The organism is Dyella mobilis, from assembly GCF_016904945.1.
GTDB classification, from domain to species: Bacteria; Pseudomonadota; Gammaproteobacteria; order Xanthomonadales; family Rhodanobacteraceae; genus Dyella_B; species Dyella_B mobilis.
Map to the genome: position 1 here is coordinate 973901 of NZ_JADIKF010000040.1, position 16342 is coordinate 990242.

The window sequence follows — 16342 nt, forward strand, 5'->3', positions numbered from 1 at the left end:
GTCGCAAGCCGCGAGATGCAACGCATCACTGGTCGTCTTCGACAAACAGAACGCGACGGGTCATGCCGCAAGTAAGATCGTAGCTGATCGTGCCGGCCTGGGCCGCAACCACTTCCGCCGGCAATTCAGGCCCCCACAACACCACGCGATCGCCGACTTTTGCCTGCGGCGCCTCGCGCAGATCCAACGTGATGAGATCCATCGATACGCGCCCAACCAGGGACACGCGCTGACCACCCACCAGCACCGGCGTACCGGCCGCCGCACTGCGTGGATAGCCGTCGCCATAACCCACTGCCGCGACGCCCACGGGCATGTCCTCGGGACATTCCCACAAGCCGTTGTAGCCGATACGTTCGCCGCGCTTGATGGTATTGATGGCGATCAGGCGCGTGGACAGGGTCATGGCCGCGCGGAAACCGAAATCTGCGCCGCTTTTGCCTTCGACCACGGACAACCCGTACAGCAGGCCACCGGTACGGACCCAGTCGCCACGTGCGTCCGGCCATCCCAGTACGGCCGCAGAATTGGAGAGCGAGCGCGGGCCCGACAAGCCCATCGTGGCCTTGCGAAAGCGCTCAATCTGCTCGCGCGTACGCTCGCCATCGAAAACCTCGGATTCGGCGAAGTGCGTCATCAGGCCGATATCCGGATCGATGCCGGTCATGGTCGACAATTGCGCGTGTACCGCAGCCGCGCGCTCCGGCGCAAAGCCAAGGCGATGCATGCCGCTATCGACCTTCAGCCACACGCGCAAGCGCCCACGCGTTGGCGAAGCCTCCGAAAGCCAGCGAAGCTGGCTTTCGTGATGGATCGCCGCATCAAGACCGAGTCGCTGCATCTCGGCGATGTCGCCAGCCTGATCAGGCCCCGACAGGACCACGATGCGTTGCCGATGTCCCGCCGCACGCAAGCGCAGGCCGTCACCCAGGGAGGCCACCGCAAAGGCATCGGCGGCACCATCCAGTGCGCGCGCGACACGCTCCAGGCCATGTCCATAGGCATCCGCCTTGACCACCGCCATGACCTGGGCAGGCGCCGCCATTTCGCGGATGCGTTCCAGATTGTGGCGCAACGCGCCCAGGTGGATGGTGGCGACAGTGGTGCGGCTCATGGTTCCTGGCTCGATCGAAAACTGCGTTTCGGGCGTACCAAAACACCCGACCGCTGGCGCATAGAGTAACGGCTGGCGGTCTGCGGATCAGGGCAGCGAGATGGCAAAGCGCGGGCAGCGCCCTTAGAAGTGCCCGGTATAGTTATCCGGACTATAGTTCTCGAACTTGGTGTAATGCCCCAGGAAGGTCAGCTTCACCGTGTCCGTCGGGCCGTTACGCTGCTTGCCGATGATGATTTCGGCCAGACCTTTGTCCGGCGATTCCTTGTTGTAGTAATCGTCGCGGTAGATGAACATGATCACGTCCGCGTCCTGCTCGATAGCGCCCGATTCGCGCAGGTCCGACATCATCGGGCGCTTGTCGGCACGCTGTTCCAAGGAGCGGTTCAACTGCGACAGCGCAATCACCGGCACGTTGAGTTCCTTGGCCAGACCCTTCAACGAACGCGAGATTTCCGAAATTTCCGTAGCGCGGTTTTCCTTGTTGCCCGGCACCTGCATCAGCTGCAGGTAGTCGATCACAATCAGGCCGAGTCCGCCGTGTTCGCGCGCAATGCGGCGCGAGCGCGAGCGCAGTTCCACCGGCGAAAGGCCCGGCGTGTCGTCGATGAAGATCTTGGCTTCCGACAACAGGGCAATCGCGTTGGTCACGCGCGGCCAGTCTTCTTCGGCCAGGTCGCCATTGCGCAGATGCTGCTGATGGATGCGACCCACCGAAGAAATCAAACGAAACGCCAGCTGCGAGGCGGACATTTCCATCGAAAAGATCGCTACCGGCTTCTTCGTACGCAACGCACAGGCTTCGGCGATATTGACCGAAAAAGCGGTCTTGCCCATCGACGGACGCGCCGCGACGATGATCAGATCCGAGGGCTGCAAACCGGATGTGAGATTGTCCAGGTCGGTGAAGCCGGTGGAGATGCCCGTAAGCTGGCCGCGATTCTGGTAGCGCTCGTGCAGGATGCGAAAGGCGTCCTTCACTGCTTCGCGCATCGACACGGTATCTTTCTTGCCGCGTGCGCCCGACTCGGCAATGTGGAATACGCGCTGCTCGGCCGTTTCCAGCACTTCATGCACCGATTTGCCTTCGGGGCGGAAGCCGTCTTCGGTAATCGCCGTGCCGGCGTCGATCAACTGCCGCAACACCGACTTCTCGCGCACGATGTCCGCATAGGCAGCGATGTTCGCCGCGCTCGGCGTCGTGTTGGCGAGCTCGACCAGATAGCCGGCACCGCCCACCATCTCGGCCAGGTCATTGGCCTCGAACCAGTCGCCCAACGTCACCGCATCGCAGGGCATGCCCTTGTTGGCCAGTTCGGTGATGGCGCGCCAGATCAGCCGGTGGTCCCGGCGGTAGAAATCCTGTTCGGTGAGTTTGTCGGCGACCTTGTCCAGCGCATCGGCGGCCAGCATCAGGCCGCCCAATACGGCCTGCTCTGCATCTATGGAATGCGGAGGAACCCGCAAGGCCTCGATGGCGCTGTTGTTGTTATTGCCGGATTTGCGTTCGGGCGCGAAGGACATGGACATTCCCTGTTGCAAGGAAGGTGCATAAAACCGTGTAGGCAGGCACAAACTGCGAGCATACGCGGGGCGGTCTCAAGGGACGAGACAATAAGTCTGTGGATATCTTGTGGAAGCTTGGGGATAAAGCCGGGAGCCGAGAACGGGGAGTCGAAAATCGACAAAGCCTCTTGCACCCAACCTGCCGGCGCATTCCCGGCAAAAACAAATGGGCGCCTCTGGCGCCCATTTATTCAAACGTAAAGCCTGAAGAAATGAATGGATCGAGCGGCGCGGGAACCAGGCTCTTGCGACTCCTGGCCCCCTACTCCCGATTTACGGCTCTCAGGCCTTCTCGCCGACCACGATCACCTTGACCGAGCCCTGCACGTCGGCGTGCAGGCTGATCACCACTTCGAATTCACCGATGTGGCGGATCGGGCCTTCACCCTGGATCACTTCACCCTTGTGGATGTCGTGACCGGCAGCCTGCAGCGCTTCGGCGATCTCGCGCGGACCGACCGAGCCGTACAGCTTGCCTTCGGGGCTGGCGTTGGCGGAGATGGTTACCGTCACGTCGGCCAGCTTGGCCTTGCGGGAGTCGGCGTCGACCAGCAGCTTGTTGGCCTTGGCTTCGTATTCGGCGCGGCGGGCTTCAAACGCGGCCAGGTTTTCGGCATTGACGCGCACAGCCTTGCCCTGCGGCAGCAGGTAGTTGCGGCCGTAGCCCGGCTTCACCTTGACCTTGTCGCCAAGCTTGCCGAGGTTGCGCACGTTTTCGAGAAGAATCAGTTCCATGGGTCAATCCTCAATTCGTTAGCACCGGTGTGGCCCGGTGCAGCCGTGGACGGTTGTCCGAAGTGTTGACCCTCCCGCCGGAGCAGGAGGGCTGAAGCACGTCCGGTCCTTGACGGAGCCGGACCCACGCGATCAAACGTCGTGGTTGTCGGTGTACGGCAACAGCGCCAGGAAGCGAGCGCGCTTGATGGCCGTGGCCAGCTGGCGCTGGTAACGAGCCTTGGTGCCGGTGATGCGGCTGGGAACGATCTTGCCGTTCTCAGTGATGTACTGGCGCAGCGTGTTGAGATCCTTGTAGTCGATCTCTTTGACGTTTTCGGCCGTGAAGCGGCAGAACTTGCGGCGGCGGAAGAACTTGGACATGGGTCTGGGCTCCTAATCAGTCTTCGATATCGGCGTCGTCGCTGTCAGCGCGACCCACGCGGCGGTCGTCGCCCTCGGCGTCGTCGTCACGGCGGCGCGAAGACTTCGCATCGTCCTTTTCCTTGCTCTTCAGGATGAAGGACTGATCGGTATCGGCCTCGTCGCGCTTGATCACCAGGTGACGCAGCACGGCGTCGTTGAAGCGGAAACCCGACTCCAGTTCGTTCAGCACGTTCTGGCTCACTTCGATGTTGAGCAGAACGTAGTGAGCCTTGGCAAGGTTCACGATCGGGTAGGCCAACTGGCGGCGGCCCCAATCTTCCAGGCGGTGGATCTGGCCGCCATCGGCCGTGATCAGCGCCTTGTAGCGCTCGATCATCGCCGGAACCTGCTCGCTCTGGTCAGGGTGGACCAGGAACACTACTTCGTAATGACGCAAGGTCATCGGAGAAACTCCTTGTGGATGTGGCCCTTACGGGCCAGACAGCCTCCCGCCGATGCGGTGAGGCAAGGGACTGCCCAGGCCTGTTTGGCACGGACAGAAGCGGAATTGTAAGCGGGGCGAGCCTGTCGGCGCAAGTCGCTGAATTAGATAGGGATGCCCGGACGGGCTCAGCCGACCGTGAAACTTTCGCCGCAGCCGCACTCCCCCGTGGCATTGGGGTTGCGAAAGACGAAAGTGGCGTTGAGGCCCTGGCGCTGAAAGTCGATCACGGTGCCATCGACCAGCGGCAGGCTCTTGGTATCGACGATGACCGGCACGCCGTCGATCTGGAAGGTCTGGTCGTCGGCGCTCGCCGTATCGGCGAGGTCCACCACGTAGGCAAAACCCGAACAACCGGTTCGCTTCACACCGAAACGGACGCCAGCAGCGGCAGGCGACTGCGCAAGGAACTGGCGCATGCGCTGATTGGCAGAGGGAGTAATCGAAATCGTCATAACGGCGTTTATTAGTCTTTCGGCACTTTTGGCATGGACTGCATGTCGCAGTGCGGGCAAGGCCTACATTATCATGCCCGCTTGCCTTCACTCCCTTAACACATGGGCGCAATCCCCAGGAGTTTCAATCCATGACGGTGGTCAGCGTCAAACAGGCTCTTTCCGGCAAGCTCGAGGCCGGCAGCACAGTGACAGTACGCGGCTGGGTACGCACCCGGCGCGACTCCAAGGCTGGCCTGTCATTCGTCAATATCAGCGACGGCTCCTGTTTCGATCCGATCCAGGCCGTGGTGCCCGCCACCGTGGGCAACTATGAGACCGAGGTGAAGCACCTCACCGCCGGCGCCGGCGTGATCGTCACCGGCACCCTGGTGCCCTCGCAGGGCAAGGGGCAGGCGTTCGAACTGCAGGCAGACAGCGTAGCAGTGACCGGCATGGTCGACGACCCGGAAACCTACCCGATCCAACCCAAGCAACACTCGATGGAATTCCTGCGCGAGGTCGCCCACTTGCGCCCGCGCACCAACCTGTTCGGCGCCGTGACGCGCGTGCGCCACACGATGATGATGGCGATCCACCGCCACTTGACCGAACAGGGCTTCTTCTGGATCAACACGCCCATCATCACCACCTCGGATGCCGAGGGTGCGGGCGACATGTTCCGCCTGTCCACGCTGGACCTGGCCAACCTGCCGCGCGACGAGAAGGGCAAGATCGATTTCCGCAAGGATTTCTTCGGCCGCGAGGCTTTCCTCACCGTGTCCGGCCAGCTCAACGTCGAGGCTTACTGCCTGGCGATGAGCAAGGTCTACACCTTCGGCCCGACCTTCCGCGCCGAAAACTCCAACACGCCGCGCCATCTGGCCGAGTTTTGGATGGTGGAGCCGGAAATCGCCTTCGCCGATCTCAACGACAACGCCGATTGCGCCGAAGCCTTCCTCAAGGCGATCTTCAAAGCAGTGCTGGAAGAACGCGCCGACGACATGGCCTTCTTTGCCGAGCGCGTGCTGCCCGAAGCGATCACGCGCCTGGAAAACTTCATCGCCAAGCCGTTCGAGCGCATCAACTACACCGAGGCCGTCGAGATCCTGAAGAAATCCGGCCATCATTTCGAATTCCCGGTGGCCTGGGGCATCGATCTGCAAACCGAGCACGAGCGCTACCTGGCCGAGAAACACGTCGGCCGCCCGGTGGTGGTGATGAACTACCCCGAACAGATCAAGGCGTTCTACATGCGCCTCAACGACGACGGCAAAACCGTCGCCGCGATGGACGTGTTGGCGCCGGGCATCGGCGAAATCATCGGCGGCGCCCAGCGCGAGGAACGCCTGGACTACCTCGACCGCCGCATGGCCCAGTTCGGTCTCGATACTGCCACCTACGGCTGGTACCGTGACCTGCGCCGCTACGGCACCGTGCCCCACGCCGGCTTCGGCCTCGGCTTCGAGCGCCTGCTGGTGTATGTCTGCGGATTGCAGAACATCCGCGATGCCATCCCCTATCCCCGTGCGGCAGGGAGTGCCGAGTTCTAATTCAGATTGCCTATGCGTTTCCGACTGCTCCCCACCTTCGCCGTCTTCCTGCTGCTTGCCGCCTGCCACAGCGTCAAGCTGCCCAGCTTGCCCAGCATCCTGCCGGACAGTCCACCGCCCAGGACGTTGGCGGACGCCAGGAAAGCGCTGGATGACGCCACGCCGTGCTGCACCAGCTTTGCCGATTTTTCCTACCAGAATCAGCTGCCCTGGACACCGCAGCAATTCGTGCTCGGCACCGGCAGCCAGGTGGCGGCCATCAACGGCGTGCACAGTTATTTCATCGCCTTCAAGTTGCCGGCGGATGCCAAGCTTCCCTACAAGATCGCGCTGAAATCCGAACTCACCGGCCGCTCGGTCGGCAGCGGCAGCTATTTGTTCGCGCCCACGGTGGTGCAGCTCAACGATGCCTTCCAGCCGATCGACACCCAGGATGTCAAGCTGTGCGAATACATGGGCTGGAGCAACAGCGACAGCGGTGCGTTCGGCAGTGTCACCGTGACCGACAAGCGCGCGAGCTACGTGGTGGTGTACAGCTCCGGCAAGCAACAAACCGACGATACCTACTGGGAACAATCTGCCAGCACGTTTTCCACCGCCAGCAGCACGACGCCCGCCACCACCACTACCGGCGGCAGCTACAAGATCAAGCATGGTCCGGACGGCACTGTCTGGGTCGGCATGATGGACAAGTCGTATTCCCAGGCCGTCAACAAGGCGGTATGCGGAAAAGCTCCTGCGGGCGACGGGGTATTGCATACCCTGGGTAAAGACATACCCACTCATTTGAGCTGGAGCAGCCTTTGATTTCATTGGCGATCTACATCGGGCTGCTGTTGATCGGCCTCATCTGCTTCATCGCGCATGCGGCCCTGCCCTTTCGCATTGCCAAGCGCCTGCGCGAGGACTACCCGCATCATTGGCAGGTGATCGTGGACACGGGAGACGGCAATCGCGCAGCCCGTGGGCCACGACTGTGGCTGCGCATGCAACAGGTGCTGCGCTCCCCGGCCATCGTAGCCATCGGCAACGCGTCCCTCACACGACTGTGGCGCGCCTGGCGCTACAGCCAATGGCTGGCCTGGGGCTGCTGGGTCGCCGCGCTTGCACTGCAATGGCATAGCCGCGCCTGAGCGCGTTCCAAGGAGCTCCCATGGATCTGAATCTGATCGGCCGGCACGCGCTCGTCTGCGGCGCATCCCAAGGGATCGGCCGCGCCACCGCCACGGAGTTGGCCGAACTTGGTGCCGACGTGACTTTGCTCGCACGCTCGGCCGATCAACTCAAGGCAGTCGCCGAAAGCTTGCCGCTCAAGCATCCAGCACAGCGGCACGACTGGCGCAGCGTCGACATGCAAGACACCGGCAGCCTGCAAGCCATTGCTGCCGAAATCGTCGCCGCGCACCCTGTGCACATCCTGATCAACAACACCGGCGGCCCGCCCGGCGGCCCGGCACACAGCGCGGAGCCGGCGGCATTCGAAAGCACGTTCCGCCAGCACTTGATCGCCGGACAAGTGCTGTTGCAGACCGTGCTTCCGGGTATGCGCGCCAGCCAATTCGGCCGACTGGTCAATGTGATCTCCACATCGGTGAAAGAGCCCATTCCCGGGCTGGGCGTCTCCAACACCATTCGTGCCGCCGTCGCCGCCTGGGCCAAGACGTTGTCGGGGGAACTCGCCGCCGATGGCATCACCGTCAACAACGTGCTGCCGGGTTACACCCGCACCGCCCGACTCGATGGGTTGCTGACGGCACAGTCGCAGAAGAGCGGCCGCAGCGAAGAGGATCTGGCAAAGGACATGGCGGCCGCAGTGCCGGCGCGCCGGTTCGGTGAACCGGGCGAGGTGGCCGCGGTGATTGCCTTCTTGTGCACCCCGGCCGCGGCCTACGTCAATGGCGTCAGCATTGCGGTGGACGGTGGACGCACCAAGGCGCTGAGCTAAGCCGATACGCACGCGTCCGGTGCAATCGCCCTGTACAAGTTTTAAGCTTGTACAAATGCCAAGCACACGCCTCGCCAATCTCATTGACGGTCGCCTGCAGGCGCCGCGGGACGATCGCTGGCTCGATGTTTACGAGCCCGCCACCGGCGCGATTTTCGCGCAATGTCCCGATTCCTCCGCCAGCGACGTCGACGACGCCGTGCAAGCCGCCCGCAAAGCCGCAGCAGGATGGGCCGCAACGCCCTCCGAAGATCGCTCCCGCCTGCTGCATCGCCTTGCCGACCTGATCGAAGCAAGGCTTGACGAGTTCGCCGCGCTGGAATCGCGCGACAGCGGCAAGCCCGTGGCACTGGCCAAGCGCCTGGACATCCCTCGCGCCGTGTCGAACCTGCGCTTCTTCGCGGCGGCGATCATCGCCTGGGAGAGTGAATCGCACGCGATGGAAACGGGCGCGATCAACTACACCTTGCGCCATCCGCTGGGCGTGGTCGGCTGCATCAGTCCGTGGAATCTACCGCTGTATCTGTTTACCTGGAAGATTGCTCCCGCACTGGCAAGCGGCAACACCGTGGTAGCCAAGCCTTCCGAGATCACGCCCTGCACGGCGGCACTGCTAGGCGAGCTGAGCATCGAGGCAGGCTTCCCGCCCGGCGTGTTGAACATCGTGCAGGGCCGCGGCCCGACCACCGGCCAGGCCATCGTCGAGCATCCCGCGATCAAGGCGATATCGTTCACCGGCAGCACCCGCACCGGCGCCGGCATTGCCGCCACGGCGGCACCGCAGTTCAAGAAAATCTCGCTGGAACTGGGCGGCAAGAACCCTGCGATCGTCTTTGCCGATGCCGATCTCTCCGAGCAGAATCTCGACACCATCGTTCGCTCCGGCTTCGCCAACCAGGGCGAGATATGTCTCTGCGGCTCACGCCTGCTGGTGCAGCGCTCTATCTACGAGACTTTCCGCGAGCGCTATCTGGCGCGCGTCAAGGCGTTGCGCGTGGGCGATCCGCAGGACGCTTCCAGCAATCTCGGTGCCCTGGTATCGCGCGAGCATTTCGACAAAGTGATGAGCTGCATCGCGCAGGCACGCAGCGAGGGCGGCAACATCCTCATCGGCGGACAGGCGCTGTCGCCGCCAGGGCGCTGTGCAAACGGCTGGTTCGTCGCCCCCACCGTGATCGACGGCCTGGGCAACGATGCCGCCACCAACCAGCAGGAAATTTTTGGCCCGGTGGTCACGCTGATCCCCTTCGAAGACGAAGACGAAGCGATCGCCCTGGCCAATGGCACCGGCTACGGCCTGGCCGCATCGCTGTGGACTGCAGATCTTTCACGCGCACACCGCATGGGTGCACAACTGGAATTTGGCATCGTGTGGATCAATTGCTGGCTGCTGCGCGACCTGCGCACGCCGTTCGGCGGCAGCAAACAATCCGGAGTCGGCCGCGAAGGCGGCACCGAAGCTTTGCGCTTCTTCACCGAACCTCGCAACATTTGTATTCGCTACTGAGGAAACCGCCTTGAGCAGCCCCTTGCAGCACCTGATCGACAGCAACCGCCGCTGGTCGGCCGCCGTCACACAGTCCGACCAGCATTTCTTCGAACGGCTGGCCCAGCAGCAATCGCCGAAGTATCTGTGGATAGGGTGCTCCGATTCGCGGGTACCCGCCACGCAGATCGTGGACCTGCCGCCCGGCGAGATCTTCGTGCAGCGCAACGTCGCCAACGTGGTCTCGCACAGCGATCTCAATTGCCTCAGCGCCATGCAGTTTGCGGTGGATGTGCTGAAGGTCGAGCACATCATCGTGGTGGGACATTACGGCTGTGGCGGCGTGCAAGCCGTGCTGGACGAGCGGCGCCTGGGCCTGGTCGACAACTGGCTGCGCCACGTTGCCGACGTGGCGCAAAAGCACTCGGACATGCTCCATTCGCTCAGCTCCGCGCCATTGCGCAACACGCGCCTGTGCGAGCTCAATGCCATTGAGCAAGTCATGAATGTCTGCGCCACCACGATCGTGATGGAAGCATGGGAGCGCGGCCAAAAACTCTCCGTCCACGCATGGTGCTACAGCCTGTCCAACGGACACATGCACGACCTGGGGATGCACGTGGATTCGCGCGAATCGCTGCGCCCGAGCTACGAGCAGGCCCTGCAGGATCTGATGCGCCGCGCGGGTGAGCCGCGATGAGCGACGTGGTGCGCACCGACAGTGCACCCGCACCGGTCGGCGCCTATCCGCATGCGCGGCGCGTGGGAAACTTGCTGTTCCTTTCCGGCGTCGGTCCGCGCCGACCTGGTAGCAACGACATCCCAGGGAATGTCTACGACAGCGGCGGAAAACTGATCGGCTACGACATCGAGCAGCAATGCCGGCAGGTGTTTGCCAATGTGCGCGCCGTGCTTGAAGCCAGCGGCGCAAAATGGGAGCACCTGGTCGACGTCACCGTGTTCCTTACCGACATGACGCACGATTTTCCTGTTTACAACCGCCTGTATGCCGACCATTTCAAAGGGGTCGATGCGTGCCGCACCACGCTCGGCATCACCGCGCTGCCCACGCCGATCGCGATCGAGCTCAAATGCATCGCGGCACTGCCGTCCGGCGGCTGAAAATTAAAAACCCCGGCTGACAGGGCCAGCCGGGGTTTCTCGGTATACCGAACCGTATTGCTTAAAGCGATTACTTCCCGGCAGCCGTGCTGCTGGAGGCCGGAGCGCTGCTGTCAGACTTCGCTTTCTTGGTGTGCTTGTGGCTGGTGGTCGACTTCGCCGCCTTGTGGTGCTTGGCGGGAGCGGCCGTGCTGGACGAAGCAGCGGCCGGAGCAGCCGAGGACGTCTCCTGGGCAAACACCGAACCGGAGAGGGCCACACCTGCAACGAGCAGAGAAGCGATCGCAAGTTTACGCATCATGATCATGAGCCTCGAGATTTTGATTGCCACGGACCCGGCCGGAACCCGGCTTACACGGGCGGCGTGACGGCCTTAACAATGCATTGGCTTCGGCATACCGGAACTGAACGAAATTAAGAAAACCCCGCTATTTGCTTACAAATTGAGCGGACGCCCCCCGTCAGGCATTTCCGGCGACTTTCGACAGGATCAGGTCAGGCACTGACGCAGCAACTGAAGGATCGTGTCCTGCACCGGCCTTGCCTTATCTGCATCCCAGGCAAAGCTCTCCTCGTCCATGTAGCGGTGCTGGGCCAGCTCCAATTGCACGGCCTGCACGCCATCGGCCGGGCTCCCGTAGTGTCGGGTGATATAGCCCCCCTTGAAGCGCCCGTTGACCACGAAGTCATAGCGCGACTGAGCTTCCATCACGTTGGTGAGGCGCCATTGCAGGTCGGCTCCACAGCTGGTCCCGTCGGCCGTGCCTAGGTTGAAATCCGGAAGCCTCCCCTCGAAAAGCATGGGAACGTGGCTGCGGATGGAGTGCCCTTCCCACAGCACTACCCGCCCATGCAGCGCTTTCAAGCGGACGATTTCGCCTGCCAGCGCCTGGTGATAAGGCTGCCACCATTGCTCGACTCGCTGCCGGATCTCTTCGGCATCGGGCTCCTGGCCGTCTACGTAGAGCGGCTCGCCGTCGAAGCCGATGGTCGACACCAGTCCGGTTTCCCGCCGGCCTGGATAGAGCGCCTGCCCGTCCGCGGGGCGATTGAGGTCAATCACATAGCGCGAGGCGGTCGGCTTGAGCAGGCTGGCTCCCAAGGCTTCGGCCAACGGTTCGTATAACTGCCCGACGTGCCAATCGGTATCGGGCGAATGACGTGCCGGCGCACGCAGGCGCTGGGCCAGTCCGTCGGGAATGTAGCTGCCGTTGTGCGGCAGGCTGATCAGCAGCGGGGCACTACCCTGCTTGAGCGAGAAGATATCCATCTGCTCAGTTTGACCCGCCTGCACTCAGTGCAGCAACAGCAGCTCTTCAGATGCCGTGGGATGGATCGCGATCGCCGCCTTCAGGTCGCGCCAGTACAAGCCCTTTTGCAAAGCCACCGCAAACCCTTGCAAGAGCTCGTCGCTACCGGGGCCAAGCACGTGGATGCCAACCACCTTGCGCTCATCGCCCACGCAGACGATTTTCACCAGGCTGCGCTCGGAGCGCCCCGCCACCATGCTCAACAACGGCGTGTAGCGCCCGCTGTGCACACTGACGGCCGCACCGTAGCGGGCATGCGCCTGCTGTTCGGTCAAACCGGCCATGCCCAGCGGCGGCTCGGCAAAAACCACACTGGGAATGACGCTGTCGTCGAATTTCGCATCGGCATGACCGGACACCAGGCGCTCGGCAAGCGCTCGGCCGGCAGCCACGGCCACGGGAGTAAGCGCCCTGCGATCGGTCACGTCGCCCACGGCGTATACGCCGGGCACGCTGGTGTTCTGCCACGCGTCGACCAGCACGTGGCCGTTTTCATCACGCGCCACGCCGATCTCTTCCAGCCCGATGCGGTCGCTGTTCGGTACGCGGCCGAGCGCCCACAGCACGGCATCGTAACCATCCAGTTGGGTATCGGCGCCGGTTTCCAAGGTGATGGTTCCCGGCTTGCCGCGCGCGGCGCGAACCTGCGTCTCGCCAAGCAACCGGATGCCGCGTGCCTGCATCTGTGCGGCGAGCTCATCGACCACCTCGCTATCGAAGCCGGCAAGGAGGTGGCCCCGCACCAGCAAATCCACCTCGCATCCGAGCGCGTGCATCAGGCACGCGAACTCCACGGCCACGTAGCCGCCACCGACGATGGCCAGATGCCGCGGTGCGGCCTCCAACTTGAAGATGTCGTCCGACAACATGCCCAGTTCGAAACCGGGTATGTCCAGCCGGCGCGGGCGAGCGCCGCTAGCGATGACCAGATGCCTTGCGCTGGCCCGCATACCGGTCGCGGTAGCGACGGTATCGGCCGACACCAGGCAGGCAGCCTCCCCGATCACCTCGATGCCAGCCGTATCCAGACGCGTGGCGTAGCGCTGGCGAATGCCCGCGATATAGCTGTCGCGCCGTTGCCGAAACCGCGTCCAATCCAGACGCATCGGCGCGGTTTCAAAGCCGATGTCGGCGGCCAGGCGGTGCAGGTCCGCGATCTGCGCCGCGTACCACATCGCCTTCTTGGGCACGCAACCGCGATTCACGCAGGTGCCGCCCAGGGCATCGGGATCGAACAAGGCCACGCGCGCGCCCAATCTGGCGGCGTGCTGGGCAACGCTCAAGCCACCCGAGCCAGCACCCAGCACGATCACATCGAAGCGTTCGCTCATCATCGTTTCCTTGGGATTGAAAACACTCTGGCCGCCATCGCTTGGCTACAGACCGAAACGAGCCGGCGCGTACGGTGCTGGATCGAACGCTGGCGTGGTGCCGCTGAGTTGCGCCGCGACCAGCTCGCCTGTCGCCGCCGACATGCTGACGCCCAGCATGCCGTGCGCAGTGGCCAGATGCAGATTCGACCAGCGCGTGCTCGGGCCGATGATCGGCACTTCATCCACGCTCATCGGGCGCCAACCCCACCACTCTTCTTGCAAGCGGGGACCTTCCGGTTCGCGCAGACCTTCGGCGGCACCTCGCCGCAACGCATCGATGCGGGTACGGTTCAACCCCTCTGCATAACCGGAGAACTCCATCGTGCTGCCGAGCCGGAAGCCGCTGTCCCAGGTCGTCACGCACACGGACACGTCGCGCAATACCAATGCGTTCCGCGGAGCAAGTGAGGGCCGCGTATAGGTGAGCGAATACCCCTTTCCCGGCTGCATCGGCAAGCGCAGACCCAGTTTGCTGCCAAGCAGCGGCGACCAGGCCCCCAAAGCCAGCAACACCCGGTCGCCGGCAAAATCGCCTCGGTTGGTGCCCACGCGAACGATGCGTCGCCCCTCGGTATCGAAACGCTCGATTCGCGCGCCGGTTTCAATAACGCCCCCGCGCTCGCGCACCAGGCGGGCCAGCTCGGCGACGTAACGATCGGGGCGAAGCCGCGCGTCACCCGGATGCAGCAGCCCGCCCTTCACGCCGGGTTTGAGCGCAGGCTCCATGGCTTCCACCTCGTCGCCGCGCAGGCGCTGCACGGGAATGCCCAGGCGCTCCAGCAAGGTGGTGTGATGGTGCTCGTCTGCCACCATCGGACCGGGCTGTCGATAGACGTACATCACACCGGACTCGACGAATTCGCAATCGAGCTTTTCCCTGCCTATCCATTCCCCGATCAGTTGCCGCGATCGCAGCAAAATGGCGGCTCGGGCCTGAGCGGCCCGTTCAAAGTCCTGCCAGTTGCAATGCCGCGCAAAACCCAGCAACCAGCGCAGGCGGGCACCGTCCAAGCGCGGATTGAGGTACAGCGGCGCATCCGCCCTGAACACCGAGCGCAAGGCGATCGCCAGCGTGCCAGGCATCGCCAGCGGCGCCGCATGGCTGGGGGTGATGGTGCCGCAATTGCCGTGCGAACTGCCGCAGCCGGGCGTGCCCTGCTCAAGCACCCGCACGTGGGCACCGTGCTGCAACGCATACAGCGCACAGGAGAGGCCGACGACACCGCCGCCAAGGATCAATACATCACTATGGGAAGCATCCATCGGGCCATTGTAGCGGTCAGCCAGCCCCCGCTCACGGCAGCCCGGGCCGGCCAGGCCGCTCCCGGGGCCGGCAAGAATTTCTTGCAAGATTGGTACTTGCGCCGGCCCCAAGATCGTCGCACGCTGGTGTCACGCCTCTGACACATCCCCACTCCGATGCGTATAGCGATTGTGACGTGCCTGTTTTGCACTACCGTGCTGCTGGCCACCACCAGCGCGCGCGCGCAGTCGCCTGCACCTCCGCAGGGACCTTCTACGCGGGAGTTGCTGACCGAGTTCGGTTCCGCACCTAATGGCCTGGCCCGCTACAACTACCTCACATCGGTACTTCCGCTCGTGCAAGGCGACGACAGATCGCTCGTGCAGCAGTTGCTGGCGACGGTAGACAGCGAATTGGGGTTGTATAACGAAGCCTTGGTCGCGTTCCCGTTCGACAATCGCATTGCCCCACCAAGCTCCATACCGCTGCCCTTCGAGGACGATTGGCGCAGCGTCGATGCCGCAGACGCAGTGGTGGCTGCGGCGGCAGATCGACGCATCGTGATGATCAACGAGGCCCACCACGACGCCCACACTCGCGAATTGACGCTGGACCTGCTGCCGCGATTGCGCGCCATGGGCTTTCGCTATTTCGCCATCGAAGCCCTAGGCGACAAAGATCCGGACCTAGTGCAGCGCGGCTACGTCACCGAGCAATCGGGCAGCGAGTACCTGCTGGAACCGCTCTATGGCGAAATAGTGCGCCAGGCGATCAAGCTCGGCTTCATTATCGTGCCCTACGACCCTGAAAAGGCGACCATAGAGAATCGCGACACCGAAGAAGCCGCGGCGCTTTATGCCAAAGTATTCGCCAAGGATCCACAAGCCAAGCTGTTCGTGCACGCCGGCTATTCGCACGTGGACAAAGCTCCCGGCAACCTCGGCGACGATATTCATCCGATGGCCATGCAATTGAAACAGCTCAGCGGCCTCGACCCGCTTTGTGTGGACCAGGTGCAGTTTCGCGACGTGGCCCCGGGCGGGCTCGATTTCGGCCCTTACAGCACGGTTGCCATGCAATTCAGGCCGCAAGGCCCGATTGCCCTACGCAACCGGCACACGAACGCCATCTGGAGTTCCGATCCGTCACGCCACGACATTTCGGTCATTCTGCCGCCCGTGACCGAACGGGACCTGGACGTGCGCGGACTCATGAAGCCCGATTTGATGCGGCGAATTATTCTTCTGCCCAGCGAACCTTTCGACATGGACCAACGCCCCAGTTGGCTGACACTCGGCGGCAAGCGCGTGCCCTTCACCATCAACCAGGATCTTTGCAACAGACGGATCCCCTGCGTCGTGGATGCTTACTACCCCAACGAACCGGACACCTCCGTTCCGGCGGATCGCTACACCTTCCACGACGCGCACTCGCGCAACGAGCTCTATCTCTACCCTGGGCGGTATCGCCTGCGTGCCTGGAATGCCGGCGGCACGACCCTGTCGGAGCAAGAGATCGTGGTACCTGCGCGCTAGCTGCCGCTTGTCCTCATCGCCCACGACGGGGGCGATGCAAACCGGCCCGGCCGCCCCTTAGTGTAGAAAGCGCTTGCGC

General features: G+C 63.1%; 18 protein-coding genes. 8 read left to right on the top strand and 10 right to left on the bottom strand.

Going from position 1 to position 16342, the window contains the following annotated elements:
* Positions 1-25: 25 nt before the first annotated feature.
* The 6 genes from alr to ISS99_RS20805 all read right to left on the bottom strand — a co-directional run bounded on the left by alr (position 26) and on the right by ISS99_RS20805 (position 4717).
* On the bottom strand, positions 26-1114 hold the full coding sequence (gene alr / locus ISS99_RS20780; protein ID WP_204633514.1) for an alanine racemase: 1089 nt from the start codon (positions 1112-1114) through the stop codon (positions 26-28).
* Positions 1115-1237: 123 nt separating this feature from the next.
* Positions 1238-2638, bottom strand: coding sequence for a replicative DNA helicase (locus ISS99_RS20785; RefSeq protein WP_204633515.1), 1401 nt, complete (start codon positions 2636-2638; stop codon positions 1238-1240).
* A 324-nt stretch (positions 2639-2962) separates the two neighbouring features.
* On the bottom strand, positions 2963-3415 hold the full coding sequence (rplI, locus tag ISS99_RS20790) for a 50S ribosomal protein L9 (protein WP_204633516.1): 453 nt from the start codon (positions 3413-3415) through the stop codon (positions 2963-2965).
* A gap of 132 nt (positions 3416-3547) precedes the next feature.
* Positions 3548-3778, bottom strand: a complete 231-nt coding sequence (gene rpsR / locus ISS99_RS20795) for a 30S ribosomal protein S18 (RefSeq protein ID WP_074552179.1) — start codon at positions 3776-3778, stop codon at positions 3548-3550.
* A gap of 16 nt (positions 3779-3794) precedes the next feature.
* Positions 3795-4223, bottom strand: coding sequence for a 30S ribosomal protein S6 (gene rpsF / locus ISS99_RS20800; protein WP_204633517.1), 429 nt, complete (start codon positions 4221-4223; stop codon positions 3795-3797).
* A 167-nt stretch (positions 4224-4390) separates the two neighbouring features.
* Positions 4391-4717 (bottom strand): HesB/IscA family protein, encoded by a 327-nt coding sequence (locus ISS99_RS20805; protein ID WP_204633518.1) that lies wholly within the window; start codon positions 4715-4717, stop codon positions 4391-4393.
* Positions 4718-4848: 131 nt separating this feature from the next.
* On the opposite strand from ISS99_RS20805, the gene asnS reads away from it, so the two are divergent.
* Genes asnS through ISS99_RS20840 form a run of 7 tightly spaced genes read left to right on the top strand, consistent with a single transcriptional unit; the run spans position 4849 to position 10802 of the window.
* Positions 4849-6249, top strand: coding sequence for an asparagine--tRNA ligase (gene asnS / locus ISS99_RS20810; RefSeq protein ID WP_204633519.1), 1401 nt, complete (start codon positions 4849-4851; stop codon positions 6247-6249).
* 12 nt (positions 6250-6261) lie between these two features.
* Positions 6262-7056, top strand: coding sequence for a MalM family protein (locus ISS99_RS20815; protein WP_204633520.1), 795 nt, complete (start codon positions 6262-6264; stop codon positions 7054-7056).
* The gene (locus ISS99_RS20820; RefSeq protein WP_239538247.1) at positions 7053-7382 is read left to right on the top strand and encodes a hypothetical protein; all 330 of its coding nucleotides are present in this window, start codon (positions 7053-7055) and stop codon (positions 7380-7382) included. Before ISS99_RS20815 ends, ISS99_RS20820 begins: the two co-directional genes overlap by 4 nt.
* A gap of 20 nt (positions 7383-7402) precedes the next feature.
* Positions 7403-8194, top strand: coding sequence for an SDR family oxidoreductase (locus ISS99_RS20825; RefSeq protein ID WP_204633521.1), 792 nt, complete (start codon positions 7403-7405; stop codon positions 8192-8194).
* A 55-nt stretch (positions 8195-8249) separates the two neighbouring features.
* Positions 8250-9701 carry an aldehyde dehydrogenase gene (locus tag ISS99_RS20830; RefSeq protein WP_204633522.1) on the top strand — a complete coding sequence of 484 codons (1452 nt, stop codon included), beginning with the start codon at positions 8250-8252 and terminating at the stop codon, positions 9699-9701.
* 10 nt (positions 9702-9711) lie between these two features.
* Positions 9712-10380, top strand: coding sequence for a carbonate dehydratase (gene can / locus ISS99_RS20835; protein WP_204633523.1), 669 nt, complete (start codon positions 9712-9714; stop codon positions 10378-10380).
* Positions 10377-10802, top strand: a complete 426-nt coding sequence (locus ISS99_RS20840) for a RidA family protein (protein WP_204633524.1) — start codon at positions 10377-10379, stop codon at positions 10800-10802. Before can ends, ISS99_RS20840 begins: the two co-directional genes overlap by 4 nt.
* A 70-nt stretch (positions 10803-10872) precedes the next feature.
* Here ISS99_RS20840 and ISS99_RS20845 read toward each other — a convergent pair whose 3' ends face one another.
* The 4 genes from ISS99_RS20845 to ISS99_RS20860 all read right to left on the bottom strand — a co-directional run bounded on the left by ISS99_RS20845 (position 10873) and on the right by ISS99_RS20860 (position 14748).
* Positions 10873-11103: a hypothetical protein gene (locus ISS99_RS20845; protein WP_204633525.1), complete on the bottom strand. Its 231-nt coding sequence runs from the start codon at positions 11101-11103 to the stop codon at positions 10873-10875.
* Between the two features lie 189 nt (positions 11104-11292).
* Complete coding sequence (gene hutG / locus ISS99_RS20850; RefSeq protein WP_204633526.1) at positions 11293-12072, bottom strand: N-formylglutamate deformylase; 780 nt, start codon at positions 12070-12072, stop codon at positions 11293-11295.
* 24 nt (positions 12073-12096) lie between these two features.
* Positions 12097-13443 carry a glutathione-disulfide reductase gene (gene gorA / locus ISS99_RS20855; protein WP_204633527.1) on the bottom strand — a complete coding sequence of 449 codons (1347 nt, stop codon included), beginning with the start codon at positions 13441-13443 and terminating at the stop codon, positions 12097-12099.
* Positions 13444-13488: 45 nt separating this feature from the next.
* Positions 13489-14748 (bottom strand): NAD(P)/FAD-dependent oxidoreductase, encoded by a 1260-nt coding sequence (locus ISS99_RS20860; protein WP_204633528.1) that lies wholly within the window; start codon positions 14746-14748, stop codon positions 13489-13491.
* 156 nt (positions 14749-14904) lie between these two features.
* Between ISS99_RS20860 and ISS99_RS20865 the strand changes: the two genes are divergently transcribed.
* The gene (locus tag ISS99_RS20865; protein ID WP_204633529.1) at positions 14905-16263 is read left to right on the top strand and encodes a hypothetical protein; all 1359 of its coding nucleotides are present in this window, start codon (positions 14905-14907) and stop codon (positions 16261-16263) included.
* The last annotated feature ends 79 nt before the right edge of the window (positions 16264-16342 follow it).